This window comes from Lysobacter sp. DMC97 (assembly GCF_056313745.1).
In genome coordinates this window covers 358344-381064 of the sequence record NZ_JBQUZR010000003.1, presented here as the reverse complement: position 1 = coordinate 381064, position 22721 = coordinate 358344, and the positions used below count along the sequence as shown (strand labels likewise).

The following is a 22721-nucleotide window of genomic DNA, read 5'->3' as shown; positions in this document are numbered from 1 at the left end:
GCGGTCAATCGATCAGGACGTACTGCGCGCCGCAGTACGGGCAGGTGGACGTGCCGCCCTCGGCCTCGATCGCCAGGTACACGCGCGGATGCGAGTTCCACAGCGCCATCGCGGGCGAGGGGCAGCTCAGCGGCAGGTCGCCGCGATGCACTTCGTAGCGTTGCTGGGCATTGGCGGTGGCGGGCTGGGCGGTCATGGCACGGTTTGTCCTGCGCGGAACCGGCATTCTAGCCCAGAGCCCGCCGTCCGACGCCGTTAGCATTCCGGCACCCACCCAGCAGAGGCCGCACGCCATGGATCGCGCCGAAGGACCCGCCCTCGTCATCGTCGGCCGCGAGGCCTCGCACTACACCCGCCAGGTGCGGATGCTCGCCCACGAACTGGGCATCGATTACACCCTGTCGCCGATTTTCGACCTGATGAGCGAGGATCCGGCGACCTTCGCCGGCAACCCGGCGCTCAAGCTGCCGGCGCTGCGCCACGGCGACACCGCGGTCTGGGGCAGCGCCAACCTTTGCCGCTGGCTGGCGCGGCATGCGCCGGGCGACAGCGAACGGGTGTTCCTGCCCGAGCATGCCGAAGACCCGCTCGGCATGAACGCCCACGAGATCCTCGCGCACGCGATGGCCGTGCACGTCGAAGTCGTCTTCCACGAACTCGTCTCGAAGCGCCCGCCCGACGCCGCCTCGCACAAGCGCCGCGCCAGCCTCGTCAATTCGCTCGCCTGGCTGGACGCCGAATGGGACGCCATCCGCACGACGCTGCCGACCGACCGCATCGCCGTCTTCGACCTCGGTTTGTTCGCGCTGCTGGAACACATCCCGTTCCGCAACCCGATGGACCTCTCGCACCTGACGCGCCTCGCCACCTTCGCCGACACCTTCCGCCAGCGCCCGTCCGCACAGGCCACGCCCTACCGCTTCGACGCCCCACCGCCAGACGCGGCGCGCTGAAGCAGCAAAAACCGCTTCCACAATCGTCCCGATCGCCGGGCCTCGTCCCGACGACGCATACGACCAACGCCACATCCCGAAATCGGAGACCCGGAGGGCGGCGCACAGAGCCTGCCCCGGCGAAAGCCGGGGACGTGCGCCATTTTTCGACGAGGCAGGACGCCTCGTCGAAAAATCCCGGCCACGCTTCGGACGGCAGATTTGCCTCGGCACTGACTGTTTTCTTGACTCGCGCCTGCGGCGCTCGCCCTTCGGGCCGGCTTCGCCGTTCGCGCCGCAAGCGGCGCAGTGGTCCCTTTCTTTTCGAAAAGAAAGGGACCCGCGCGAAGCGCGGAAGCTTTGCTTCATCAGAAACGAGCAAACCAGCTGCAACGGAAACGACAAACAAAAACCTCCCCGCCGCAGCGCGACGGGGAGGTCCGTGGGAGGAACAACCGCGAGGACGGCTTACGGCGCCTTCGGCACCATCGCCTCGGTGGTGATCGTCAGCTTCACTTCGTCGCTGACGTTCGGCGCGTACTTGCCCAGGCCGAAATCGGTGCGCTTCACCGTCGCCGTCGCGCTGAAGCCGGCGGCCTCGCGCTGGCCCAGCGGATGCACGCCCAACTTGTTGATGGTCACGTTCAGCGTCACCGGCTTGGTGATGCCCTTGATCGTCAGGTTGCCGACGACGATCAGCTTGTTCTTGCCGGCGGCCTTCACCGAGGTGCTCTTGAAGGTGATCGTCGGGTACTGCGCGGCGTCGAAGAAGTCCGCGCTGCGCAGGTGGTCGTTGAAATCGGGGACCTGTGCGTCGAGGCCGTCCAGCGGCAGCGTCACTTCGACCTTCGAGGCGGCGACGTTGGCCGGATCGTAGACGATCACGCCGTCGGCCTTCAGGAAGTTGGCGATCGGGTTGGAGAAGCCGAAGTGGCTCCAGCTGGCGACCACGTCGGTGTGGTTCGGATCGATCTTGTAGGACGTCGGCGCGGCGAAGGCGATGGTGGAGACCAGGGCGAGCGCGGCGGCGATCAGCGTGCGTTTCATGGGAACACTCCTGTGGGATGCGGGCGGGGAATCGATGCAGCGAGAGAGGCGGCCACGGCGCGTGCGGTTGCGCGCCCGGGCGGCCGGAGGATCAGGCGATCGGGTGTCAGGCGATCAGGCAGGCTTCGTCGAAGCCCAGCCGCGGCGAGCGCGGGAACAGCGAGGCGGGATCGCCCTTGCCGAGGTTGACGAGGAAGTTCGAGCGGATCGCGGTGCCGGCGAAGAAGGCTTCGTCGACCATCGTGTTGTTGAAGCCGGACATCGGGCCGCAGTCCAGGCCCAGCGCGCGGGCGGCGAGGATCAGGTACGCGCCCTGCAGGCTGCCGTTGCGCAGCGCCACCGTTTCCAGCACCGGCTCGGGGCGGCCGGCGAACCAGCTGCGCGCGTCGGTGTGCGGGAACAGCACCGGCAGCTTGTCGTAGAAGGCCATGTCGTGGCCGACGATCACCGTGACCGGCGCGGCGAGCGTCTTCTCGCGGTTGCCGGCGTCCAGCGCCGGGCCCAGCTTCGCCTTGCCCTCGGGCGAACGCACGAACACGAACCGGGCCGGCGAGGCGTTGGCGGCGGTCGGGCCCCACTTCAGCAGCTCGTACAGCCGGTGCAGGGTGGCGTCGTCGATCTCGCCGGAGAAGGCGTTGTAGGTGCGGGCGGTGCGGAACAGCTGGTCCAGCGCGGGTGTGTCGAGCGGTGCGGACATGGGTGAATCCCGGCGTGTGAGAATGTGAACGAGGGGCGCAGTGTAGAGTCCGTTGCGGCGACGGACAGCCGCACCCCGGGAACGTATCGAGTCAAATCCGGAACGATGGCGACCAACAGCGCCGATTCACCACAAATCTGTGCCGTCAGCGACGGCCGTGCCGGCAACGACCGGCAGGTGATCGCGCTGGCGACGGCGCTCGCCGGTGGCGCCCCGATCCGGACCGTCACCCTGGCCCCGCGCCTGCCTTGGCGCCTCGCCGCCCCGCGGGCGTGGCCGAACGCGGAACGCGCCTTCGGGCCGGCGTTCGCCGCGCTGCTCGACGCCCCGCCGGCGGTCGTCGTCGGCTGCGGCCGGCAGGCCGCACTGGCCACCCGCCTGCTGCGCGCGCGCGGCGCGAAGGCCGTGCAGATCCTCGACCCGCGGATCGATCCATCGCACTGGGACGTGGTCGTCGTGCCCGAACACGACCGTCTGCGCGGCCCGAACGTCGTGCCGGTGCTGGGCAGCCTGCATCCGATCGACGACGCCTGGCTGGCGCAGGCCCGCGCCGACTTCCCGGCCTTCGCCGACCTGCCCCGCCCGCGCACCGCGGTGCTGCTGGGCGGCCGCACCCGGCACGCGCGCTTCGACCGCATGGCCTTCGAGGTGCTGGGCTCGAAGCTCGAAGTCGCCCTCGCCCGCGACGGCGGCAGCGTGCTGCTCACCACCTCGCGGCGCACGCCGAAGGAACTGCGCGACGTGCTGGCGCACCGCTACGACGACACGCCGGGCGTGGTCTGGCGCAGCCAGCGCGACGGCCCGAATCCCTACGCGGGGCTGCTGGCGTGGGCCGATCGCATCGTCTGTTCGCCGGACTCGGTCAACATGATCACCGAGGCCTGCGCCACGCGAGTGCCGGTGCATGTGTTCGATCCCGGCCGCGTGCGCGGGCGGCCACGACGCTTCCTCGATGCACTGCTGGCGAAGGGCCGCATCCGCGCGATGGACACGGCGCTGGCGCCATTCGAGGTGGAACCGTTGCGCGAATCGTCGCGCGCGGCGGCCGAAGTGGCGATGCGGCTGGGGCTGGCGCCGCGGGCCTGAGCGTCGTCGCGAGCTAGTCCTCGCGAACCGGTCGTCGCGAGCTAGCGGCGAGATGCAGGGCGACGAGGCGCCGGCTTCGCGGGACGCGCCGCGGGGTCGCGATCGACGTCGGGGCGGAAGATCCGGAACGCGCCCCACGCCGCCAGGCCGGCAACCACGGTGGCGGTGCCGAGCACGGGGCGACGCTTCAGCGCACGCACGGCGGACAGCGCCATCGCGGCCGCCCACGGCCGCCGCATCAGGCTGGCGGCGAGTCCGATCCAGCCGCTGCGCGCGGCCACGCCGGCGCCAAGGCCGCCGAGGCTCGACATCACGCCGCGCACGTTGCCGGTGCGGTGGCGCAGTTCGGCCACGGCGTCGGCCAGTTCGTCGCGCTGCATCGACGCGCGCATGCGCAACAGTTCCATGCGCATCGCGCGGACTTCCGAACGGGGATCGCGACTCATCCCGAGATCTCCGGGTCGTCGCCGTCGGCGACGGTGTTCTGGGCGTCACCGCCCTCGCCCGCGCCGCCGAAGATCGCGCGGCGATCCTCGGCGAGCTGGCGCAGGGTTTCGGCGAGCGGCGGCGGCGCCGCGTCGATCTCGCGCTTGAGTCCGCCGAGCAGCCCGAGCGCGATGCCGGCATACAGCACCGCGAACCCGAGCAGCGACCACGGCCCGATGTGCGGCCACAGCAGCGCGACGAACAGGGCAGTGGCCGTGGCCACCGCGAACACGACCAGCAGCATCGCCAGCAGCCCGCGCAGAAACCAGCGCAACAACTGCACCCGCGCCTCCGCGAGCTCCAGGCTCGCGAACTCGGCGCGGGACAGCAGCAAGTTGAGCGCCGCGGTGCTCACGCGGCGCAGGGACTGCAGCGGCGATGCCATGGCCGGACGCGCCCTCAGCGGCGCGAGACGAGCAGGCCGACCAGGAAGCCGACGCCGGCGGCGATGCCGATCGCGCCCCACGGGTTGTCGTGCACCCAGTCGTCGGTCGCACGGGCCGCGGCCTTGGTGTTGCGGGCGACCGAGGTCTGCGCGTCCTGCAGGCGCGCACGGGCGCGGCCGAGGGCCTCGCTGGCACGCGCACGCAACGCCTGCGCACGTTCGCCGGTGGCGGAAGCGGCTTCCTCGAGCATGGACTCGACGTCGTCGAGCACGACCTTGGCGTCGGTGACGAGTTCTTCGGTGTCCAGATAGTGGTTCTTCGACATGTGAGGCTCCTCGTTGGGGTGGGGGATGCGCCGGAAGGCGCCCCTCGCGACGAGGATACCGCGGTCGGCGCATGGAATCCCGAACCGGGACACACCCCGGCATCCGGAACGATGCCGGGGACGCATCGGGCGGAACGCGGTCTTCGCGAGGCGCCGAACCGGTTCGACCGGGTTCAGGCCCCGACCTTCACCGGCGTGGCCGGTTCTCCCCGCTGCTTGCAGCGGATGACGAGCGTCTGGTTCGACTCGGACCAGAACGAATCCTGCGCGTTGTGGCGGTCGATGACTTCGTAACCGTTGGTGCCGCACAGCTCGCCGGCCTTCTTGTAGCACTCGCCGATGTCGTTCATGTCCGAACAGTTGACGCTGAATCCCTGCGCCCCCGACGGCGTGATCAGCGGCGTCACGGTGACGCAGCCGCCCAGCATCCCCAGCGCGAACGTGGCCACGCCGATCCTGCAACCTGTCGAAATCCTCATCCTGAGCCCCTGTCCACATGACGATGCCGTTGCGGCACCGCGGCCATGGTGCAATCCGTCCACCCGGGCACTCAACCGGTCGGCAATGACCGGCGTCGAGTCGTAAGCCTTCGGTTCAGCTCGATGTCCCGACCGCGTCGAGGACGATCGCCCGCGCCTCCGCCACCGCCGCATCCGGCACGACAATCCGCGCGCGCCGGTCGAGGGTGCAGGCCAGGCCGGCGGCGACCAACGCCGCATGTGCGCGATGCAGCGACGCCGCGGTGTCCGCATCGAACGCGCCGGCGTCACGCAGCGCATCGATCAGCCCGGGCGTGTCGCGCGGCGCGAGCAGCGCCGGCGTCCGCGCCGCGTCGCGCAGCACGCCGTACTGCAGCAGGAATTCGAGATCGACCAGGCCGCCCTCGCCCTGCTTGAGATCGAAACGTTCGCCGGCCGAGCGATCCAGCTCGCCGCGCATGCGCGCGCGCATGGCGCGCACCTCCTCGCGCAGCGCGTCCGCGTCGCGCGGGCGCGCGAGCGTCCCGGCGCGGGTGCGCTCGAACGCGTCGCACAGCGCGGCATCACCCACGACCGCCCGCGCGCGCACCAGCGCCTGGTGTTCCCACGTCCAGGCGCGCTGGCGCTGGTAGTCGTCGAAGCTCGCCAGCGTCGACACCATCAGGCCCTTGGCGCCGTCCGGGCGCAGGCGCACGTCGACTTCGTACAGCCGGCCTGCGCCCGTGGGCGCGCCGAGCAGCGCGACGATCTTCTGCGCCAGCCGCGCCGCCCAGCGCGGCGCGTCAAGCGCGCGCGCACCGTCGCTCATCGCGTCGGCGGGCGCGTCATGCACGAAGACGAGATCGAGATCCGAACCGAAGCCCAATTCGCGCCCGCCGAGGCTGCCGTAGCCCAGCACCGCGAAGCGGAAGCCGTCGATGCGGCCGTGCTGCGCCTCCAGTTCGCGCAGCGCCAGCGCGTGCACGGCGACCAGCAGCGCGTCGGCCAGCGCCGCCAGCCGGCGCGCGGCCTCGACCGCCTCGACGCGACTATCCAGCACCGCCAGCGCGATGCGGAAGCCCAGCGTCTGCCGCGCCTCGTTGAGCGCGAGCAGCGCGGCCTCGCCGTCGTCGTGGCGCAGCGCCGCCGCGGCCGCCTCGGCGAAGGCCACGGCGTCCGGCAGCGGCCCGGCGACGCGCAGGTCGAGCAGTTCGTCGAGCAGCAGCGGGTGCTTGGCCAGGCGATCGGCCAGCAGCGCGCTGCGCGCCAGCGTGTCGACCAGCCGCGACAGCGCCGCCGGCTGTTCGTCGAGCAGCGCGAGATAGCTCGCGCGCCGCAGCAGCGTCTGCAGCACCGCCAGCGCGCGTCGCAGCGCCAGCGGCGGTTCGCTGGACACGGCGATGCCTGCCAGCAGCGCTGGCATGATCCGGTCGAGCCGCGCGCGCGAGGCATCGGACAGCTCGCGCACGCCGGGCGCGCGGGCGAAGTCGCGCAGCGCGGTGTCGGCGCCGCCCGCGTCCGCGAAGCCGGCGTCCTGCAGCGCGCCGGCATCCCCGGCTGGATCCGCGTCGTTCTCCGCGCGCAGTGCGCGCCAGTAGGCGACCAGCGCATCCGGCCGCGCGACCTCGCCGCGCGGCGCGAGCAGGGCCGCGAACTCGCCGGCGACGCGCGCCCGGTGCGTCTCCAGTTCGATCGACAGCGCGGCCCAGTCGGCGAAGCCCAGCCCGCGCGCGATCCGCGCGCGGTCGTGCGCGTCCTCGGGCAGGCGCTGGGTCTGCGCGTCGCGGAGCATCTGCAGCCGGTTTTCCAGCACGCGCAGGAAACGGTACGCGGCCACCAGCGCATCGCAGGTGTCGGCGGTCAGGTGGCCGGCGTCGCGCAGCGCGCGCAGCGCCGGCTGCAGGCGACGCTCGCGCAAGGCCGCCTCGCGGCCGCCGCGGATCAACTGCAGCGCCTGCGCGAGGAATTCGACCTCGCGGATGCCGCCCGGGCCGCGCTTGATGTCGTCGGCCATGTCGCGGCGCGCGACTTCGGCGGCGATGCTCGCCTTCATCTCGCGCAGGCCGTCGAGCGCGCCGTAGTCGAGATAGCGCCGGTAGACGAACGGCCGCAAGGCGTCGAGGAAGCGTTCGCCCGCATCGAGATCGCCGGCCACCGGCCGCGCCTTCTGCCAGGCGTAGCGCTCCCAGTCGCGGCCTTCGCGCTGGAAGTACTGCTCCATCGCCGCGAAGCTCAGCGCGATGCGCCCGGCGTTGCCGAACGGCCGCAGGCGCAGGTCGACGCGATGGCAGAACCCGTCCGCCGTCGTTTCGTCGAGCAGCTTCGCGAGCTGCTGGCCGAGGCGTGCGAAGTAATCCTCGGCCGCCAGTGCGCGCGTGCCGTCGCTCTCGCCGTTGCGGGCGTAGGCGTAGACCAGGTCGACGTCGGAACTGAAGTTCAGTTCGCCTCCGCCGAGTTTGCCCAGCGCGAACACCACCAGCCGCACCGGCGCGCCGTCGGCATCGCGCACGACACCGAAGCGCTGTGCGAATTCGGTTTCGAGCGCTTCGAGCGCGACCTGCAGGCAAGTGTCGGCCAGCGCGCTGGTGCCGGCGAGCGTGTCGTCGAGCGTGTCGAGGCCGTGCACGTCGCGCCAGATCAGGCGCACCGAGGCGGCGTGGCGATGGCGCCGCAGCAAGGCGGGCCATTCGGCGCGATGGTCGGCCGAAAGCATTAGCGCCGGCAGCGGCGACGCACCGTCGTCGGCCAGCAGCGCGGGCAGCAGCGCGGGCTGGCGCAGGCAGACATCGACCGCGAAATCGCTGGCCTGCGCGAGCCGGCGCACGCGCGCCGCGGCGTCTGCATCATCGGCCAGCGCGGGCACGATCGCGCACAGCCGCGCGAGGGCGCGATCGAGCACGGCATCGGACGGGGCATCGGGCGGATCGACGGGACGCGCTGGAGTCATCCGCGGATTCTGGCATCCCGGCGCGATGCGCGACCGGGCGAGGCACCTGCGCGATGCGCGCAATAAAAAAGCCCGCCCCGGTCGAACCGGTAGCGGGCCTGCTCCCTCCCCCACGTCGGGATGCCGGCGCATCGTGAAGGATGCGTTAGGACAAAGCACGCTGCGGTGCAAAAAAGAACCCGGCGGTACATTTAAGCCGTCCGGGATCGGCCGCGAACGGGGCCGGGAATGGCCTGCGGACGAAGGCCCTGTGGCTTCCGTCGGGTTCAGGGATGCGCATACTGGGAATGCCGGTCGACATGTCCGGCCATCCATCCGCTGCGTCGGGACGGTCCGGATCGCCCGGGGAGGCGCCGGCCTGCGGACGCCGCGTCTTTCATCCCGTTTCCAAGGAGTGGTTCCTGATGCATCGCACCCTGAAATCCCGGCTGGCGGCCGTCGTCTGCGCCGGCCTGCTGTCCCTCGGCACCGCGCACGCCGCGCGTCCCGCCGCCGAAACCGCGTCCGGGCAGGACGCCAACGCCGCCGAAGACCTGGTCCAGCCGGGCCAGCTGAAGATCGCCAAGGCCCTGGGCGACGACATCACCGGCCAGCTCGTCACGCCCTCCGGCGCGATGACGTTCACCACGCGCAGCCTGTCCACCGCCGGCAAGCGCACCGCGGCCGGCGCCGCACCCGATCGCGTGCAGGCGAGGCTGGAAATCAACGGCGCGGTGATCGACCACGAGATCGACTACGCCGCCGGCACGCTGGTGGTGAGCACCGAGGCCGGCGTCGTGATCGATGCCAGCGACCGTGCCGTGCTGCGCACCTTCCAGACCGAACTCGGCCGCAGCCTGCTGATGCAGGGCTCGGCCAAGAGCACGCCGAAGTCGCTCGACCTGCTGTGGCGGTTGTCGGAGATGTATTCCGAAGTGCCGCTGGGCCATCGCCTGAAGCAGACGTGGACGATCCGCCGCAGCGACGCCAAGCCGCTGCTGCCCGGCGCCACGCTCGCGAACGCCAATCCGAACGGCGACCTGCCGCGCCTGGACAGCCCGCCGCAGAAGGCCTCGTGCAACGAGCAGAGCGGCGGCAGCTTCACCAACCTGCACAGCATCGCGGACGTCTGCCTCAACGGCAAAGTGTATTACCGCTCGTCCTCGCACGACTTCTGTCCCACACACGGCTACACCAGCAAGACCGTCGCCTACGGCTGCGGCGCGAGCTCGTGCGCGGGCCGCTGCGGCGCGGGCTGCGGCGTGGGCGACGGCCTCGGCGCGTGGTACCAGGACTGCCTCGACCACGACGTCTGCAATCGCGACCACAACTCGCAACTCGGTGCCTGCGGCGACGAATGGACCGAGGCCGCCGACGACTACGCCTTCGGCGCGATTTCCTGCTACACGACCTGCCACTGACGATCCGCCACTGACCGCCGTCATCCGGCGGCCGGCCAAAGAAAAACCCCGCGATCGCTCGCGGGGTTTTTCGTGTCGCGGGGACTGCGGGACGCGGATCAGAAATCCATGCCGCCCATGCCGCCCATGCCGCCGCCCATGCCGCCCGGGGCCGGCTCGTCCTTCTTCGGCGCATCGGCGACCATCGCTTCGGTCGTGATCATCAGACCGGCGATCGAAGCCGCGTTCTGCAGCGCGGTGCGGGTGACCTTGGTCGGATCCAGGATGCCGGCCTCGACCATGTCGACGAATTCGCCGGTGGCCGCGTTGTAGCCGAAGTTGCCCGTGCCTTCCTTCACCTTGTTGACGATGACCGAGGGCTCTTCGCCGGCGTTGGTGACGATCTCGCGCAGCGGGGCTTCCATCGCGCGCAGGGCGATCTGGATGCCGTGGTTCTGGTCTTCGTTGATGCCCTTCAGGCCTTCGACCGCGGTCTTGGCGCGGATCAGCGCGACGCCGCCGCCCGGGACGATGCCTTCCTCGACGGCCGCACGGGTGGCGTGCAGGGCGTCTTCGACGCGGGCCTTCTTTTCCTTCATCTCGATCTCGGTCGAGGCGCCGACCTTGATCACGGCCACGCCGCCGGCGAGCTTGGCGACGCGCTCCTGCAGCTTCTCGCGGTCGTAGTCGGACGAGGTCTCCTCGATCTGGGCCTTGATCTGCTTGATGCGGGCCTCGATCGCCGAGGTGTCGCCGGCGCCGTCGATGATCGTGCTGTTCTCCTTCGAGACCTGCACCTTCTTCGCGCGGCCGAGATCCTTGATCGTGGCCTTCTCCAGCGACAGGCCGACTTCCTCGGAGATCACGGTGCCGCCGGTGAGGATGGCCATGTCTTCCAGCATCGCCTTGCGGCGGTCGCCGAAGCCCGGGGCCTTCACGGCGCAGACCTTGACGATGCCGCGGATGGTGTTGACCACCAGCGTCGCCAGGGCTTCGCCCTCGACTTCTTCCGCCACGATCAGCAGCGGCTTGCCGGCCTTGGCCACGCCCTCGAGGACGGGCAGCAGGTCGCGGACGTTCGAGATCTTCTTGTCGTGCAGCAGGATGTACGGGTCGTCCAGCTCGGCGGCCATCGACTGCTGGTTGTTGACGAAGTACGGCGACAGGTAGCCGCGGTCGAACTGCATGCCCTCGACGACGTCGAGTTCATTGTCCAGGCCCGAGCCTTCCTCGACCGTGATCACGCCTTCCTTGCCGACCTTCTTCATCGCGTCGGCGATGATGTTGCCGATCGATTCGTCGGAGTTGGCCGAGATCGTGCCGACCTGGGCGATCGCCTTGTCGTCGGCGGTCGGCTTGCTCATGGCCTTCAGCTCGGCGACGGCGGTGGTGACCGCCTTGTCGATGCCGCGCTTGAGGTCCATCGGGTTCATGCCGGCGGCGACCGCCTTCATGCCTTCGCGGATCAGCGCCTGGGCCAGCACGGTCGCGGTGGTGGTGCCGTCGCCGGCGTTGTCGGAGGTCTTGGACGCGACTTCCTTCACCATCTGCGCGCCCATGTTCTCGAACTTGTCGGCCAGCTCGATCTCCTTCGCGACGGACACGCCGTCCTTGGTGATCGTCGGGGCGCCGAAGCTCTTCTCGAGCACGACGTTGCGGCCCTTCGGGCCGAGGGTCGCCTTCACGGCGTTGGCGAGCACGTTCACGCCGCGCACCATGCGCGAGCGGGCGTCTTCACCGAAACGGATGTCTTTGGCAGCCATGGTCTGAAACTCCGGAAAAATGTGGTGTTCGTAGGGCGGGCCCTGGCCCGCCGTTGCGACAGCGATGCGTCAGCACGCGTGCGGCGGGGCGATGCGCCCGCCCGCGCGCATCAGCCGACGATCGCGAGGATGTCGTCTTCCTTGATGATCTTGTATTCGACGCCGTCGGCCTTGTACGCCGAGCCCGAGTACTGGCCGTAGATCACCTTGTCGCCGACCTTGACCTTCGGCGCACGCAGGCCGCCGGTGGCGTCGATGAACTTGCCCTCGCCAATGGCGACGACTTCGCCCTTGGTGGGCTTTTCCTTGGCGGCGTCGGGGATGATGATCCCGCCGATGGAGGTTTCCTCGGCTTCGATCGGCTTGACGATCACGCGATCGTAGAGCGGCTTGAGATTCATGCGGATCCTCGCAAGTGGTTGATTGGGTTGGGAAAGGGCGGCGATCTTAGCACTCTCGACCCGAGACTGCCAAAACCGCGGCAAAAGTGCGCCCGGCTTGCCGGGACGGGCGGGAGATGGGGGGCGCCCGGCGGCTTTCAAGGGGGCCGGGCAAAGAAGAAGGGGCGGATCGCTCCGCCCCTTCGTCCGGTCCCGACCCCGGCGCGAGGCCGGGACCGGGTTGTCGCGACCGGATCGATCAGAACCGGTAGTCGGCGCTGACGTACCAGAAGGCGCCCGGCAGGTCATACGTGCCGGCGTCGTAGCCGTTCAGCGAGCAGGTCACGCAGATCGGCGGTTCCTTGCCGAACACGTTGTTGCCGCCCACCGACAGCTTCAGGCCGTCGAACAGCGCGTTGTTCCACGAGAACTGCACGTCGTGGTAGGTCACGGCGCCGAGCTTGTTGACCGCACGGGCGTTCAGGCAGTTCGGGACATCCGAGATCGTCGCGCTGTTGCAGTCTTCCTCGACCGAGTCGATGTAGCGCAGGCCGTAGACGACGTCGAAGTTGCCCTTGTGCCAGCCGAGCTGGGCGTTGGTCTGCCACTCGGGGATCGCGCTGTCGCCGACTTCGATGCCGACACGACGCGAGCTGACGTTGCCGTCGCCGTCGACCGCCTTGTACTCGCGGATCCAGGTCGACTGCAGCGAGGCGCTCAGGCTGCCGAAGCCCCATTCCGGGCTCAGCCAGTTGACCTTGAGGTCGGCGCCGCTGGTCTTCACCGTGCCGAAGTTCTGCAGGAAGTTGTTCGGCGGGTTGAGGTTGCCGCTGCTGCCGCGGGTGAACGGCGAGCAGACCTTCGGATCCGTGCCGTTGCCGGTGGTGTAGCAGGCGTTGAGCAGGGTCTGGAGGTCGGCCGACAGGATGGCGCCATCGATCTTGTGGTCGTAGTAGCCGACTTCGAAGTCAAGCTTGCGCGACCACGACTGGTCTTCACCCCAGCCCGGGCTGTACACCGCACCCACGGTCCAGCTGTCCGACTTCTCCGGATCCAGGTCGCGGTTGCCGCCGGTGAAGGTGGTGATCTGGGTGTTGGCCTGCTCGAAGTTGTCGGGCACGCCCGCCGCGACGCACGCCGCTTCCAGGCCCGGCGAGACGCCGTTGGTGCGGTCGACCACGGGCGCGCCGGTCGGGCCGCAGGGGTCGGTCAGGGTGGCGCCGAACTGGGTCAGGCCGTACAGCTCGCCCAGGTTCGGGGCGCGGAAGCCCTGCGAGTAGGTGCCGCGGACCACGACGTCCTCGATCGGCTGCCAGCGGAAACCGACCTTGCCGGTGGTGGTGCTGCCGAAGGTCGAATAGTCGGACCAGCGGATCGCGGCGGTCAGGTCGAGGGTGGCGAGGACCGGGAAGTTGAACTCGCCGTAGACTTCCTTCACGTCGTAGCTGGCGGAGATCGGCGAAGCGAACGAGTCCTGCGACTCGCCGGTCTGGCGCAGCGGATCGGGATTGAAGTCGCCCTTGTACTTGCGGTACTCGGCACCGGCGGCGAAGCCGGCGTTGCGGTCGGCGATCGCGAACAGGTCACCGGTGATGTTGAACGAGAACGAGTCGAGCACCTGGGTGCTGGCGTCGCGCTGGTTGGTGATGATGTAGTCGATCATCTGCCGGGTGAACGGACGCGCCTGGCCACCGAAGATGTCCAGCGGCACGCAGCCCGGGGTCGCGGCGCACACCGCCGGATCGCCCAGCGCAGTGCGGATGTGGGCGACGTTGTAGCCGTTGGTGAAGCGCTGCGTCGCCGAGTTGCGGCTGTGGACGTAGTTCGCATCCCAGCCGAAGTTGCGGTCGCCGATGTCGAACAGGCCGTCGAGGCCGACGTTGAAGTACCAGGTGTCGACGTTCTGCGTGAAGATGCGCGGCCCGACTTCCAGCGGACGACGGCCGATGAACACGAAGTTGCTGTTCGCGTCCAGGGCGAAGCCGAACGGGTTGTACGGATGGTTCGCCGGGATCGAGATCGTGTCGGCGATGCCGCCGGTGCCGGCGCCGGGACCGACGAAGATCGGCTCGGGCGCGGCCTGGTTGGCCGACTCGCGGTTGTTGAACAGGCCCTTGAAGTGCAGGCGGGTGTTCTCGCCGAGGTCGATCGTGGCGCTGGCGAACAGGGCCTTGCGCTCGCTGGGCGTCAGCAGCAGGTTGAACGGCGCGAAGTTGAAGCGGTCGGCACCAGTGAACTGGTGGTAGGTGCCGCCGTTCGGGTTGCCCGGGACGAACACCGGGGCGGTGGTGCCGTTGTTGAGGGTGATGCTGTAGAAGTTGCCCGAGGGGTCGGAGAACACGAAGCGACCCTGCGGGGTGCCCGAGCTGCCCGCGTCAAGGCCGGCGTTCGGTTCGGGGAACGAGGACTGGCCCCAGTCGCCCGAGCTGATGCGGTCCTGCTTGTAGTAGCTGGCGCCGAAGACCGCGTTCCAGCCGTCGCCGCCGGTGCCGAAGGTGAAGGACGCATCCTTGGTCTCGCCGCCGCGGCTGTATTCGCCGTAGTAGGTGTGCAGCTCGGCGCCCTTGAAGTTCTTGCGGGTGATGATGTTCACCACGCCGGCAATGGCGTCGGAGCCGTAGATCGCGGAAGCGCCGTCTTCCAGCACTTCGACGCGGTCGATGATGGCCAGCGGGATGGTGTTGAGGTCGGCGCTGCCGCTGACGCCCGAGGCCGAGGATTCGTTGACCCAGCGGATGCCGTCGACCAGGACCAGCACGCGCTGCGAGCCGAGGTTGCGCAGGTCGACCTGGGCCGAGCCGGCGCCGATGCCGCCGCCGTCCGGCGGATAGCCGAAGTTGCCCGAGGAGTTGAACTTGGCGTTCAGGGCCTTGCCGCTGGCCGTCAGCTGCTGGAGCAGCTCGCCGACGCTGGCGACGCCGGTCTCTTCGATCTTGGCGCGGTCCATGACGTACACCGGCTGGGCGGTGACGGCATTGGTCTGCTTGATGCGGGACCCGGTGACACTGATGGTGTCGAGGGTGCTCTTGTCGCTCTGCGCGTCCTGCGCCGCGGCGATGCCGGGCAGTGCGAGGAGCAGCGTCAGGTGGACAGCGGCCGTCAGGCGATTACGGCGCAGCTTGCTCATGGGTTCTCTCCGTTGAAATTGAATATCTAAAGTGTCGCAGCGGCCACCGCCCGGGCCCCCTCCCGGAGCGGCACCCCGGCTTTGTAAACAAAATGTGAAGGCGGGGCAAGATGCCGGCGGGCCCCGGGACCTCCGGCAGGGGCCGGATCCTGTCGGTCCGCCCCGTCCGCCCACCCGGCCGTCGCACCCGTCACCGTGGCCCGTGCACCCGCCGATGGTTCATCCCGCTTCGCTATAGTCCCCGCATGCGCATCCCCCATCTGCCCCTGCTCGCGACCCTGCTGATCGCGATTTCCCCCGCCGCCTGCCGCGCGCAGAACGACACCCCCGCCCTGGCCCGCACCCGGGCCGCCATCGAAGCCGCCGAGCGCGGCCAGACCCCGGCCTCGCCCCTGCCCGCCGGCCACGCCCTGGCCGGCTGGGTCGAATACGCCGGCCTCCGTCGCGACCTCGACACCCTGCCCGCGGCCGACGGCCAGGCCTTCCTCACCCGCTTCGCCGGCCAGCCCGCGGCCGAGGCCTTCCGCGAGGAGTGGCTGGCGGCGCTGGCGCGGCGCGAGGACTGGCCGGCCTTCCGCGCCGCCTGGTCGCCATCGATCAAGAGCGCCGCCCTGCGCTGCGCCGAACTGAACGCCCGGCAGGCGCTGGGCCTGACCGATGCCGACTGGACCGCCGACGCCCAGGCGCTGTGGCGCAGCACCGGGCGCTCGCTGCCCGACGGCTGCGACGCCCCGATGGCGGTGCTGGCCGCCCGCGGCGGGCTGACCCCGGCCCTGCGCTGGGAACGGATCGAGAAGGCCGCCGCCGAGTGGCAGCCGGGCGTGATGCGCGCCGCCGCCCGCGGCCTGCCCGCGGACGAGTTCGCGCTGGCGAACGACTACGCCGCCTTCATCGAATCCCCCCACGACCGTGCGCTGGGCTGGCCGAAGACCGCACGCAGCCGGCTGGTCGCCTCGCAGGGGCTGGCGAAGCTGGCGAAGGCCAACCCGGCGGCGGCGGAAGCGCGGCTGCCGAAGATCACGGAAGCGCTGGGCCTGAACGACGCCGAGCGCGGCCGCGCGCTGTACCAGGCCGCGCTGTGGACGGTGGCCTCGTACGGCCCCGAGTCCGCACGCCGGCTGGCCGCGGTGCCCGACGTCGCCTACGACGACAAACTCCACGAATGGCAGGCGCGCGAGGCCATGGCCCGCTCCGACTGGAAGTCGGCGCTGGCGGCGATCCGCGCGATGCCCGACGCCCAGCGCCGCGATTCGCGCTGGCGCTATTTCGAGGCGCGGCTGCTGGAGATGGGCGGCGACCGCACCACGGCCCAAGCGCTGTACCGCGACGCGGCGATGAAGCCGGAATTCCACGGCTTCCTCGCCGCCGACCGCATCGGCGCGCCGTACGCGCTGTGCCCGTCGACGCCGGCCACCACGCCCGCCGCGAAGACCGCGGTCGGCAACGATCCTTCGATGATCCGCGCCATGCTGCTGTACCGCATCGACCGCCCCGCCTGGGCCGAACGCGAGTGGAAGGATGCGCTGTCGCGGTTCACGCCCGAGCAGCGCCGCATCGCCGTCGGCATCGCCCAGGACAACGGCTGGTTCGACCGCGGCGTGTTCGGGCTGGTCAACGTGGGCGGCAAGAGTTATCCCGAGGAATCGCAGCTGTACACGCTGCGCTTCCCGCTGCACCACGACACCGCGATCCGGCGCGAGGCGGCGAAGCAGAACATCGATCCGACCTGGGTCGCCGCCGAGATCCGCGCCGAAAGCGTGTTCAATCCGCGTGCGCGCTCCGGTGCCGACGCCCGCGGCCTGATGCAGGTGCTGCCGTCGACCGGCGCGGGCCTCGCCCGCCGCCTCGGTCTGCCGTGGAGCGGCGGCGAGGCGCTGTACGAGCCGGAGTTCAACATCGCGCTGGGCACCGCCTACCTGCGCGAACTGGAAGACAAGTACGGCATGACCTACGTCGCGATCGCCGCCTACAACGCCGGCCCGGCGCCGGTGGCGCGCTGGCAGACGCAGCGCCCGGGGATGGACGCCGACTTCTGGATCGAGACCATCAGTTACAAGGAAACCCGCGATTACGTCGCGCGCATCCTCGCCTTCAGCGTGATCTACGACTGGCGGCTCAACGGCAACGCGCTGCCGATCACCGACCGCCTCGCCGGGCGGATGGTGGAGACGCGCAAGCCCTTCGTGTGCCCGGTCCCGCCGGCTGCCGGCACGGGAACGCCGCGGCGATGAGCCGGCATGTCGTCGTCCTCGGCGGCAGCGGCTTCGTCGGCCGGTCGCTGGTCGCGCGCCTGCTCGCGGACGGGCATCGCGTGGACGTGCTCTCGCGCGACGCGGCCACGCGCGAGCGCGTGCCGCCGGGCGCCGGGCATCGCGCGGGCGACGTGCACGACGCCGCATTCCTGCGCGAGGCCTTCGCGGGCGCCGATGCCGTGGTCAACCTCGTCGGCATCCTCAACGAACGCGGCGACGACGGCCGCGGCTTCCGCAAGGTGTACGTCGAACTCGGCGGCGCGGTGATCGACGCGATGCGCGCCACCGGCGTGCGTCGCCTGCTGCAGATGAGCGCGCTGCACGCCGGCGACGGCGCCAGCCACTACCTGCAGGCGCGCGGCGAGGCCGAGGCGCACGTCGTCGCGTCCGGGCTGGACTGGACGCTGCTGCGGCCGTCGGTGATCGCCGGCCCCGGCGACGGCCTGTTCTGCCGCTTCGCGCAACTGCTGCGCTTCGCGCCGGGGCTGCCGCTGGGCGGCGCCGACGTGCGCTTCCAGCCGGTGTGGGTGGGCGACGTGGCCGCGGCCTTCGCGCGTGCGCTGGTCGACGACGCCACCATCGGCCGGTCCTACGACCTCGTCGGCCCGGACGTCATGACACTCGGCGAAATCGTGAAGCTCACCGCGAAGACCAAGGGCTGGTCGCGCTTCGTGCTGCCGCTGCCCGGCGCGCTCGGCCGCGTGCAGGCCGAGGTCGGCGAACACCTGCCGGGCAAGCCGATCAGCCGCGACAACTGGCGCTCGCTGCAGCGCGATTCGACCAGCGACGACAACGGCCTGCCGAAGCTCGGCATCGCGCCCACCGACGTCCGCGCGAAACTGCCCGAAATCCTCGGCACGCGCGCCTGACGCGTCGCCGCCCGCACTCCGCTTCCATTTCGACCACGAGGACATGCCCATGGGACTGATCGACGGCCTGCTCGGCCACGCCGGCGAAACGCCGGTCGACAAGCTCGCCGAGGAATTCGCGCCGCTGCTCGCGCCCGGCGAAGCGCTGCAACGCGCGTTCTCCACCATCCGCGACCTGGTCGTGTTCACCGACCGCCGCGTGATGCTGGTGAACAAGCAGGGCCTCACCGCGAAGAAGACCGAGTACCGCAGCATCCCGTACCGCGCGATCACGATGTTCTCGCTGGAGACAGCGGGCCATTTCGATCTGGAAGCCGAACTGCGGATCTGGCTGTCCGGTCAGCCGGCGCCGATCGAACTGCACCTCGGCCGCGGCTCGGGTTCGCAGGCGATCGTCGCGCTGCTGGCGCAGCACGCGACGCGCTGAGGCGCATCGCCTGACATTCGGCAGGGCATGCGGGTGGCGGGCCAAGGCCCGCCCTACGTACACTCGTTCCGGTAGAGCGGCCTTCAGGCCGCTGCCATTCGAGTTGCAATGGAGAGCAGCGGCCTGAAGGCCGCTCTACCGGTACACTCGCAGGATGAAGACTTATCTCGTCGGCGGCGCGGTGCGCGACCGCCTCCTCGGCCTGCCGGTGCACGATCGCGACCACGTCGTCGTCGGCGAATCGCCGGAGTCGATGCTCGCCGCCGGCTTCAAGACCGTGGGCAAGGATTTCCCGGTGTTCCTGCATCCGGACAGCGGCGAGGAATACGCCCTCGCCCGCACCGAACGCAAATCCGCACGCGGCCACCGCGGCTTCGTCGTGCACGCCGCGCCCGAGGTGACGCTGGAAGAAGACCTGCTGCGCCGCGACTTCACGATCAACGCGATCGCGCAGGCCGACGACGGCACGCTGGTCGATCCGCACGGCGGCGTGCGCGATCTGGAAGCGCGCGTGCTGCGCCACGTCGGCCCGGCCTTCGTCGACGACCCGCTGCGCGTGCTGCGCGCGGGCCGGTTCATGGCGCGGCTGGCGCCGTTCGGCTTCACCGTCGCGCCGGAAACCATGGCGCTGATGCGCACGATGACCGAGGCCGGCGAACTGGCCGATCTCACCGCCGAGCGCGTGTGGAAGGAACTCGCCGGCGCGCTGCGCGCGGCGCGGCCGTCGGCGTTCCTGCGCACGCTGCACGACTGCGGCGTACTGAAGGTCGTGCTGCCGGAAGTGGACGCGCTGTACGGCGTGCCGCAGCGCGCCGAATTCCATCCCGAAATCGACACCGGCGTGCACGTGGAAATGGTCTGCGACATGGCCGCGCGGCTGGCGCCGGGCGACGACGTGATCGGCTTCGCCGCGCTGACCCACGACCTCGGCAAGGCGCTGACGCCGGCGGAGGAACTGCCGAAGCACATCCTGCACGAACAGCGCGGCCTCGAACCGCTGGAGGCGCTGTGCGCGCGGCTGAAGGTGCCCTCGGTGCATCGCGACCTCGCGCGCGCCGCCTGCCGCGAGCATCTCAACGTGCATCGGCTCGGCGAGCTGCGCAACGCGAAGGTCCACGACGTGATCGCGCGCTGCGACGGTTTCCGGCAACCGCAGCGGATCGCGCAACTCGCCGTCGTCTGCGAGGCCGACAAGCGCGGCCGTGGCGGCATGGCCGAGAGCGCATATCCGCAGGGCGCCGAGCTCGTCCGCCTGCATGCGGCGGCGCTGGCCGTGCAGGGCCGCGACGTCGCGCGTCCGGGCATGGACGGCCCTGCGATCGGCGAGGCATTGCGGCGTGCGCGGATCGCCGCGATCGGCGCGGCGCGCGGTGCGGAACAGACGCCCGCGGACGAGTCCTAGCGCGACGACGCGTCGTCGCGGCGATCGAGCCGCAGCAGCACGTCGTGCAGCGGCGTGAGCCGGGTGCCGAGTCCGGCGATCACGCCCAGCGTGTTCGCCAGCGCATCCATGCGGTCCATCATCCGGCCCTGCCCCATCGCGCCCTGCGCGTATTCCAGCGCGATGCCCATCAGCACCAGCCCGAGGCCGACGATCGACAGCGAGCGCCAGCGCGGATACAGCTGCACCGCGCCGGCCGCGAGCACGGCGTACGAGAGGAAGTGTTCGAGCTTGTCGTTCGCGCTGGGCAACGTCTGCAGCGACGACGCCGGCAGCAGCGAGAAGGCGACCACCGTCGACACCGCCACCATCCACAGCAGCGACCACAGCCACGGCCGGCGGAACGGCTTCAGCGAACGGCCGTAGCGATAACCGGCCACGGCGTCAGAGCCTGTGGCTCAGATCGCCCGCGAGGAAGGCATGGTCGAGATCGACGCGGCGCGAGAAGCCGATCGCCTGGAAGCGTTCGCCCATCTCGCCCGGCAGGGTGAGCTGCTTCGCCTGCTGGCGCAGCGCGTAGCGCGCGGCCTCGTCGGGCGCGTGCGATTCCTGATCGGCCAGGCGTTGCTCCAGGCCGTTGCCGATCAGGAAACTCGCCTGCGAGCAGTAGCCCGCGAAGTCGAAACCCGCGCCGGTGCCGGCTTCGGCCAGCGCGGTGAAATCCACCGACACGGTGACGTCCTGCAGGCCCACGCGCGCGAACACGTCGTCGACCAAACGGTGGCGATGGAACGCGCGCAGCGTGCCGTCCTCGCGGCGCGGGTCGTAGTACTCGCGGCGTGGATACCCGTAATCGGTCAGCAGCACCGCGCCGGTGCCGAGGCCGCCGAGCACCGCCTGCAGCCAGTACGGCAACTGCGGCAGCACTTCGGAACGGTAGCCATCGCGGAACGACGTGCCGCACTGGCGTTCGACGTGTCGCACCGCCGCCGACAGCAGCGCATCGGCGGGGCGATCGACGCGGACGAAACCGCCGTCGGCGTCCAGCGCCACGTGTTCCTCGTAGACCTCGCCGTCGCGGATCGCGAAGCGCGAGGTCGGCAGCGCGTCGATCACCTCGTTCGCGAACAGCACGCCGTTCCACGGTTCGTGGATCGGCATCTGCAGCCACGACACGCGGGCGAAGACCTCGGGCGCGAGGCGCTCGCGCAGGCGCACCTGCTGGCGCTGGCGCAGGTCGGCGCTGGGTTCGAGGATCGCGTAGCGCGCCGGCAGCGCACCCACGGCCGCGAGCCGGCGCAGCGCGGCCTCGGCGAACGCGCCGCTGCCGCCGCCGACTTCGACGAACACCGCGTCGTCGCCGATCTGCTTCAGTACCGGCGCGAAGGCGTCCGCCACGCATTCGGCGAACAGGCTGCCCAGCTCGGGCGCGGTGACGAAATCGCCGCCCGGTCCGAGCTTGGTGGCACCGGCGCTGTAGTAGCCCAGACCCGGCGCGTACAGCGCCAGCTCCATGAACCGCCAGAAGGGCAGCACGCCGCCGTTGCTCGCGATCTGGTCCCTGATCACTTCCGCCAATCGTTCGCTGTGCGCGATGGCATCGGGGTCCAGCTCATCGTCGATCGCCATGCGGCAGCTCCTTTGCGGGGCTGCACAGGATAGCGAATCCCACTCAGCGGGGGGCTTGTGCGTCGTTTTCTTCTTCACGGATCTTCTTGCGGGCGTACCACCAGATGTAACCGCCCATGAGGACGATGAAGCCCAGGCCGCCGAGGGTCATCCAGCCGACGGGCTTGGCGAAGAGTTCGGAAAGGATCGGGTCCATGGCATTGCTCCGACAGGAATGGCGCGGGGAGCATGCGCCTGTGCCGGCGGCAGCGTTTGACTGTGGTCAAATGCCCCCGTCGCGCCCTTCCGGAGCGCGGAGACCCCGCCATGTCCGACTCCCGCCCCGTCGCTCTCGTCACCGGCGCCGCACGCCGCCTGGGGGCCGCCATCGCCCGCCGCCTGCACGCGGCCGGCCACGATCTGGCGCTGCACTACCGCGATTCCGGCGAGGACATGGCCGCGCTGGTCGCCGCGCTGGAACGCGATCGCCCCGGCAGCACGCTGGCGCTGCAGGCCGATCTCGCCGAGTACGACCGCCTGCCCGAGCTGGTGGCGCACACCGTCGGCCGCTTCGGACGGCTCGATGCGCTGGTCAACAACGCCTCGGCGTTCTCGCCCACCCCGCTGGGCACGATCACGCCCGCCGACTGGGACGCGCAGTTCCTCGTCAACGCCCGCGCGCCGGTGATCCTCGCCCAGGCCGCTGCGCCGCATCTGCGCGCCGCGCGCGGGGCCATTGTCAACCTCGTCGACATCTACGCCGAGCGTCCGCTGCGCGACCACATCGTCTACGGCATGAGCAAGGCCGCGCTGGTCGCCGCCACCCACGCGCTCGCGCTCGAACTCGCGCCGCAGGTGCGCGTGAACGCGGTCGCGCCGGGCGCGATCCTGTGGCCGGAAGGCAAGCCCGAGGCCGCGAAGGAGACGATCCTCGCGAAGACGCCGCTGGCGCGTACCGGCACCGAGGACGAGATCGCCGAAGCCGTGCGCTGGCTGCTGCAGGACGCGACCTACACGACCGGGCAGACGATCCGCGTCGACGGCGGACGGTTGCTCGCAGGGTGATCGCAAACGACACGGGCCGGCGTCGTGCGGCGCCGGCCCGTGGTGCGTTGCCTGTTTCGAGACTTGTTACAAGCCGCGTTTCAACTTGCGTTTCATGCTGCGTTTC

Annotated in this window: 22 protein-coding genes; 8 read left to right on the top strand and 14 right to left on the bottom strand. The window is 70.4% G+C overall.

Going from position 1 to position 22721, the window contains the following annotated elements; genetic code table 11:
* Positions 1–4 precede the first annotated feature (4 nt).
* Positions 5–196 carry a zinc-finger domain-containing protein gene (locus ACT53Q_RS07935; RefSeq protein WP_476170549.1) on the bottom strand — a complete coding sequence of 64 codons (192 nt, stop codon included), beginning with the start codon at positions 194–196 and terminating at the stop codon, positions 5–7.
* Between the two features lie 97 nt (positions 197–293).
* Here ACT53Q_RS07935 and ACT53Q_RS07930 point away from each other — a divergent pair, with 97 nt between their 5' ends.
* Positions 294–953 carry a glutathione S-transferase family protein gene (locus ACT53Q_RS07930; RefSeq protein ID WP_476186117.1) on the top strand — a complete coding sequence of 220 codons (660 nt, stop codon included), beginning with the start codon at positions 294–296 and terminating at the stop codon, positions 951–953.
* Between the two features lie 447 nt (positions 954–1400).
* On the opposite strand, the gene ACT53Q_RS07925 is transcribed toward ACT53Q_RS07930, so the two are convergent.
* A complete protein-coding gene (locus ACT53Q_RS07925) occupies positions 1401–1979 on the bottom strand; it encodes a YceI family protein (RefSeq protein WP_476186116.1) in 579 nt (192 codons plus the stop codon).
* A gap of 106 nt (positions 1980–2085) precedes the next feature.
* Positions 2086–2676 (bottom strand): malonic semialdehyde reductase, encoded by a 591-nt coding sequence (locus ACT53Q_RS07920; RefSeq protein WP_476186115.1) that lies wholly within the window; start codon positions 2674–2676, stop codon positions 2086–2088.
* 105 nt (positions 2677–2781) lie between these two features.
* Between ACT53Q_RS07920 and ACT53Q_RS07915 the strand changes: the two genes are divergently transcribed.
* Positions 2782–3762, top strand: a complete 981-nt coding sequence (locus ACT53Q_RS07915) for a mitochondrial fission ELM1 family protein (RefSeq protein ID WP_476186114.1) — start codon at positions 2782–2784, stop codon at positions 3760–3762.
* A 41-nt stretch (positions 3763–3803) separates the two neighbouring features.
* Here ACT53Q_RS07915 and ACT53Q_RS07910 read toward each other — a convergent pair whose 3' ends face one another.
* The 5 genes from ACT53Q_RS07910 to glnE form a co-directional block, all read right to left on the bottom strand.
* On the bottom strand, positions 3804–4208 hold the full coding sequence (locus tag ACT53Q_RS07910; RefSeq protein ID WP_476186113.1) for a hypothetical protein: 405 nt from the start codon (positions 4206–4208) through the stop codon (positions 3804–3806).
* The gene (locus ACT53Q_RS07905; RefSeq protein ID WP_476186112.1) at positions 4205–4633 is read right to left on the bottom strand and encodes a phage holin family protein; all 429 of its coding nucleotides are present in this window, start codon (positions 4631–4633) and stop codon (positions 4205–4207) included. The genes ACT53Q_RS07910 and ACT53Q_RS07905 overlap by 4 nt, the downstream gene beginning before the upstream one ends.
* A 14-nt stretch (positions 4634–4647) precedes the next feature.
* Positions 4648–4959 (bottom strand): ElaB/YgaM/YqjD family protein, encoded by a 312-nt coding sequence (locus ACT53Q_RS07900; RefSeq protein ID WP_476186111.1) that lies wholly within the window; start codon positions 4957–4959, stop codon positions 4648–4650.
* A gap of 173 nt (positions 4960–5132) precedes the next feature.
* On the bottom strand, positions 5133–5408 hold the full coding sequence (locus ACT53Q_RS07895; protein ID WP_476186110.1) for a hypothetical protein: 276 nt from the start codon (positions 5406–5408) through the stop codon (positions 5133–5135).
* A 145-nt stretch (positions 5409–5553) separates the two neighbouring features.
* Complete coding sequence (glnE, locus tag ACT53Q_RS07890; RefSeq protein WP_476186109.1) at positions 5554–8364, bottom strand: bifunctional [glutamate--ammonia ligase]-adenylyl-L-tyrosine phosphorylase/[glutamate--ammonia-ligase] adenylyltransferase; 2811 nt, start codon at positions 8362–8364, stop codon at positions 5554–5556.
* A gap of 404 nt (positions 8365–8768) precedes the next feature.
* Here glnE and ACT53Q_RS07885 point away from each other — a divergent pair, with 404 nt between their 5' ends.
* A complete protein-coding gene (locus tag ACT53Q_RS07885; protein ID WP_476186108.1) occupies positions 8769–9764 on the top strand; it encodes a DUF8213 domain-containing protein in 996 nt (331 codons plus the stop codon).
* A 98-nt stretch (positions 9765–9862) separates the two neighbouring features.
* On the opposite strand, the gene groL is transcribed toward ACT53Q_RS07885, so the two are convergent.
* From groL to ACT53Q_RS07870, 3 genes are all read right to left on the bottom strand, one after another.
* Positions 9863–11506 (bottom strand): chaperonin GroEL, encoded by a 1644-nt coding sequence (groL, locus tag ACT53Q_RS07880; RefSeq protein ID WP_476186107.1) that lies wholly within the window; start codon positions 11504–11506, stop codon positions 9863–9865.
* Between the two features lie 110 nt (positions 11507–11616).
* Positions 11617–11907 carry a co-chaperone GroES gene (locus ACT53Q_RS07875; RefSeq protein WP_476170560.1) on the bottom strand — a complete coding sequence of 97 codons (291 nt, stop codon included), beginning with the start codon at positions 11905–11907 and terminating at the stop codon, positions 11617–11619.
* A gap of 238 nt (positions 11908–12145) precedes the next feature.
* Positions 12146–15013, bottom strand: a complete 2868-nt coding sequence (locus ACT53Q_RS07870) for a TonB-dependent receptor plug domain-containing protein (protein ID WP_476186106.1) — start codon at positions 15011–15013, stop codon at positions 12146–12148.
* A 251-nt stretch (positions 15014–15264) separates the two neighbouring features.
* On the opposite strand from ACT53Q_RS07870, the gene ACT53Q_RS07865 reads away from it, so the two are divergent.
* From ACT53Q_RS07865 to ACT53Q_RS07850, 4 genes are all read left to right on the top strand, one after another.
* A complete protein-coding gene (locus ACT53Q_RS07865; RefSeq protein WP_476186345.1) occupies positions 15265–17244 on the top strand; it encodes a lytic transglycosylase domain-containing protein in 1980 nt (659 codons plus the stop codon).
* The gene (locus tag ACT53Q_RS07860; protein ID WP_476186105.1) at positions 17241–18134 is read left to right on the top strand and encodes a complex I NDUFA9 subunit family protein; all 894 of its coding nucleotides are present in this window, start codon (positions 17241–17243) and stop codon (positions 18132–18134) included. The genes ACT53Q_RS07865 and ACT53Q_RS07860 overlap by 4 nt, the downstream gene beginning before the upstream one ends.
* A gap of 49 nt (positions 18135–18183) precedes the next feature.
* Positions 18184–18561: a PH domain-containing protein gene (locus tag ACT53Q_RS07855; RefSeq protein WP_476186104.1), complete on the top strand. Its 378-nt coding sequence runs from the start codon at positions 18184–18186 to the stop codon at positions 18559–18561.
* Between the two features lie 154 nt (positions 18562–18715).
* Positions 18716–19963, top strand: a complete 1248-nt coding sequence (locus ACT53Q_RS07850) for a multifunctional CCA addition/repair protein (protein WP_476186103.1) — start codon at positions 18716–18718, stop codon at positions 19961–19963.
* Here the strand turns inward: ACT53Q_RS07850 and ACT53Q_RS07845 are convergent.
* The 3 genes from ACT53Q_RS07845 to ACT53Q_RS07835 all read right to left on the bottom strand — a co-directional run bounded on the left by ACT53Q_RS07845 (position 19960) and on the right by ACT53Q_RS07835 (position 21767).
* Positions 19960–20313: a VanZ family protein gene (locus ACT53Q_RS07845; RefSeq protein WP_476186344.1), complete on the bottom strand. Its 354-nt coding sequence runs from the start codon at positions 20311–20313 to the stop codon at positions 19960–19962. The two genes, ACT53Q_RS07850 and ACT53Q_RS07845, sit on opposite strands and share 4 nt — an antisense overlap.
* A gap of 73 nt (positions 20314–20386) precedes the next feature.
* Entirely contained in the window at positions 20387–21571 is a 1185-nt protein-coding gene (locus ACT53Q_RS07840; protein WP_476186102.1) for a class I SAM-dependent methyltransferase, read from the bottom strand.
* Between the two features lie 43 nt (positions 21572–21614).
* Positions 21615–21767: a DUF3149 domain-containing protein gene (locus tag ACT53Q_RS07835; RefSeq protein WP_476186101.1), complete on the bottom strand. Its 153-nt coding sequence runs from the start codon at positions 21765–21767 to the stop codon at positions 21615–21617.
* A 110-nt stretch (positions 21768–21877) separates the two neighbouring features.
* On the opposite strand from ACT53Q_RS07835, the gene ACT53Q_RS07830 reads away from it, so the two are divergent.
* Positions 21878–22615: a pteridine reductase gene (locus ACT53Q_RS07830; RefSeq protein ID WP_476186100.1), complete on the top strand. Its 738-nt coding sequence runs from the start codon at positions 21878–21880 to the stop codon at positions 22613–22615.
* Positions 22616–22721: the final 106 nt, after the last annotated feature.